Genomic DNA, 3,510 nt, shown 5'->3' on the forward strand with positions numbered 1-3,510 from the left:
CGGTCGCCTTTTTCATGCCGGCTATAGGCCGCGGGCTCGTAGCTCAGCATGGATAGAGCGCCTGCCTTCTAAACTCCGTTGAAGACAGCCGGAAGTCGTGGGATCGAAGCCCACCGGGCCCGCCTTTTACTCCGTTTTGACTGCCAAGTCCGGGTGCCCGCCTCTTGCTCTGGCGGCCCTGAAATAGAGCGCCTCTAGCTCTCTTGCCACGTCGTCGATTTTGAACCTCTCCGCCCTGGCCTTTCCCCTGCCGCCCATGGCCGCGCACGCGGCCCTGTCGGCAAAAAGCCCTGTCATTGCTTCTGCCCACTTTATCGCATCATGCGCCGGCAGCAGCAGGCCGTCGATGCCATGGCGAACCCTCTCGCGGGACGAATCGGTGTCTGAAGCCAGCACCGGCTTTTCGTGCGCAAAGGCCTCAAGCGCGATCAGACCAAAGCCCTCGATGAGGCTTGGGAACACTACTGCCGAGCAATTTGCCAAAAGCTCTTCCTTTCTTTTCTCAGAGACGTACCCTTCAAACCTGATGTTGTCCTCGAGGCCAAGCAAGGACGCCATTTCTGCCCATTCTGCCCTTGCGGGTCCGTCGCCTGCGACTATTAGTCTTGCCGCAGGCACGGCATCGACAACCCGCCTGAACGCCCTTATCACCACGTCCAAGTTCTTGGATTTTACGAGCCTGCCCATGAACAGGGCATAGCCCTGGTAGCTGCGCCGTCCTGACGCCCAGAGCTGCGGCACCGCGTTTGGAACGACTGTGATCCTTTCAGGCTTGACGCCAAACTGCACCAGGTCATCCCTCGTAGACTGGCTTACCGCGTGGACGACATCTGCAGGCAGGCCGAGGATGGCCTTCTCGCAGGCGAGCCTGGGCAGCCGCAAGAGCGCCATGCCTTGCAGGTACCTCTTGCTTTTTACGGCATACACGTGGTGAAAAGTGTTTACGAGTGGGAGGCCTGAAATCATCGAAAGCGCCGTCCCCGCTATTGCCGGGCTCAGCGTGTTGGCGTGGATGACGTCGATGTCTTGGCGCCGGATAATGCGGCAGCCCTCCGCGACCGCGCCTGGCACGTACGCTGCCTGCTGGGCCAGGGTCGGGAAATGGCCGTGCCGCAGGCTCGTCTCCGGCCCGATCCTGTGGACGTGCAATGAACCTGTCCGCACGCCAAAATCCTCCGGCGACTGGCGGCATATCACGTGCACATTATGGCCTCTTTCTGCCATAGCCTGCGCATAATTGTAGAACGCCACCTCCCCGCCTCCACCTATGGCAGACAGGAACTCTGTCAGGTAGAGTATATTCACTGCATTTAATTCACATCAAGAAAATAAAAGACGATACAAAATTTAGTGACTTGATTCCGGAGCCAAATGACAGTGCAGCGTTATGGTTTCCCGTCAAGGCCGCAAAAAGTGTTTTATTAAACAAACGAGTACTTTTATCGATTTCGCGGTCCCGTTTGCGGGCCTACCAAACTTGGCGATAATGGCCGCTGCGATAGGAAAAGTGGAACATGGAAAACAAGAGTGGCGAATTCCAGCCGGTCTGCATGGTTCAGGATATTGCTGACGGGCAGTCAAGGGCCTTTACCGTAATTTGGGGGCAGGAAAAAATCGAGCTAGCCGTCTTTAACCTGGGCGGCAGATTCTACGCGATATCAAACAGCTGCGCCCACAAGGGCGGCCCTCTTTCCCGCGGGTTGCTGGACGGGGAGATCGTGACCTGCCCGTGGCACGGGTGGAAATACTCTGTCGTTGACGGCAGGTCGTCCCACGAAGGAGGCGACAGCGTCAACGCCTACGAAACCCTGGTGCTCAACGGCCAGGTCTATGTAAATCCTGTGCCGTTTCGGCAGGGCGAAAGGAAATACGAGCCGCATGTAAAGTATGCAGAGCTGGAAAACTCGGTCAAAGAACACCTTGCCCGGCTGGACGGCGGGGCTGATCCCGGCGACGATATCAAAGTCCTTGGGATATCAACGACCAACGTCACCGAACGGGTCGAGCGCAAGAGTACGTCTGAGGAGGCGCTGGGCTTTGCCCTGGGCTATGCAAGGGGCGAGCTTGGGGCGCAGACGGTCATGGTAAAGTTGCGCGAGCTGGACTTTAAGCACTGCCAGGGCTACTACTCTACAGACTCTAAGGCCTGCATATTTCCGTGCTCGATATCCGAAGCCGACGAAAAAGACCAGATGATTGAAATTTACCGGCAGATCATCCTGTGGGCCGACGTCGTCCTGATTTCGACTCCGATAAGGTGGGGCAACGCAAGCTCGCTGTATTACAAGATGGTCCAGCGCATGAACAGCGTGCAGAACCAGATCACGGCGCGCAAGACCTGCCTTGTGCGCGACAAGGCCGCGGCGTTTATCATAACAGGCGGGCAGGACAACGTGCAGCACGTGGCCGGGGAGATGATGTCGTTCTGGTCGCAGGTGGGTTTTGTGTTTGGCCGGTCTCCTTTTGTCGGGTGGAGCCGGGGCTGGTACGCCGAGGACACTGAAAACAACTATGCCGGCGTAAAGAGGGACATCCAGGATCAAGGCTCGCTAAAGAAAGACCTGATGGCCACCGTCCGGGGAGCCGTCGAGATGGCCCGGCTTGTGAAAAAGTCAAGGTACGACGAGCGGGTCCTACTTGGACGCCAGTAGCGCATAGGCGCCGCCGGCCGCATACGAGCCGGCAATCAATATCCTTGAAACCATGACTGCAATGTCCTGGTGCGTCGCAAAAAGCGAGCTGTCCACCACGAATGCGACCGGCACCGCGGCAAGCGATATCGACGCCACTATCAGCTGCTCGCGGTTGTCAAGGCCGCTGTATTTTTTCATCATCATGTAGGTCGACAGGTTGCCCAGGCCAATGCCAAGCAGTATAAGATACTGGTACAGGGACGGAAACGCGGCAATGAGCAGAAACGGGCCAGCCCACGAGATCCCGTTCACCGCCTTTGCGGCTGTCGGCCACCTGACGCTGTTTTTCATCCTCGCGCGTATCGCCGGCACTGCCTTGCGAAACTTTGGGCCGGCAACCCCAAACGCCGCGCCAAAGCTGCCGAGCCATATTGCCGCGTAATAATAGAGGGGAGCGCCGTTGAGAAACGCAAGTTCCGACAGCACTGCGCCTGCGCCCACCGCGGCAGATACCGCGACAAACAGGACGCCAAACGCCCGCCTCGTCTCCAGCGCCGAGTTTTCCAACGGTGCAGGTTATTGCAAAAGCTAATTTAAAGAAAAGGAAAAGGGAGTGGCCCTTAATTGCCGCCGGATACCCTGGCCCACTTTGCCAGCGCGCCTGCCGCAGTCACCCACTCTATCACAGAGTGATAGACCGGCACGTTGCCGTCTTCGATTCTCTTTGAGATGTCTTTTGTGAACGGGCCGCCCATGGCGCCTATTATCATCGGCTTTTTGCCCTGCCTGTTTATCGATGCCAGGATTTCGACTATTGTCTCCTCCAGTGGGTCGTCCTGGAAGACGAACCACGGCATGACGATGTCGACGTTGGGAT

3 protein-coding genes and 1 pseudogene are annotated in these 3,510 nt (G+C 57.5%); 1 reads left to right on the forward strand and 3 read right to left on the reverse strand.

Annotated elements, in window-relative coordinates:
• Nucleotides 1-126: 126 nt before the first annotated feature.
• Nucleotides 127-1,305 (reverse strand): glycosyltransferase family 4 protein, encoded by a 1,179-nt coding sequence (locus tag ACREAY_RS10720; RefSeq protein WP_431755763.1) that lies wholly within the window; start codon nt 1,303-1,305, stop codon nt 127-129.
• A 209-nt stretch (nt 1,306-1,514) separates the two neighbouring features.
• Between ACREAY_RS10720 and ACREAY_RS10725 the strand changes: the two genes are divergently transcribed.
• Entirely contained in the window at nt 1,515-2,651 is a 1,137-nt protein-coding gene (locus ACREAY_RS10725; protein ID WP_431755764.1) for a Rieske 2Fe-2S domain-containing protein, read from the forward strand.
• Here ACREAY_RS10725 and ACREAY_RS10730 read toward each other — a convergent pair.
• A complete protein-coding gene (locus ACREAY_RS10730; RefSeq protein ID WP_431755765.1) occupies nt 2,634-3,200 on the reverse strand; it encodes a hypothetical protein in 567 nt (188 codons plus the stop codon). The two genes, ACREAY_RS10725 and ACREAY_RS10730, sit on opposite strands and share 18 nt — an antisense overlap.
• A gap of 53 nt (nt 3,201-3,253) precedes the next feature.
• Nucleotides 3,254-3,510: pseudogene (locus ACREAY_RS10735) on the reverse strand (acyl-CoA synthetase); the annotation flags it as partial.

The sequence above is a fragment of the Nitrososphaera sp. genome, from assembly GCF_050748925.1.
In the GTDB taxonomy this organism is placed as follows: domain Archaea; phylum Thermoproteota; class Nitrososphaeria; order Nitrososphaerales; family Nitrososphaeraceae; genus Nitrososphaera.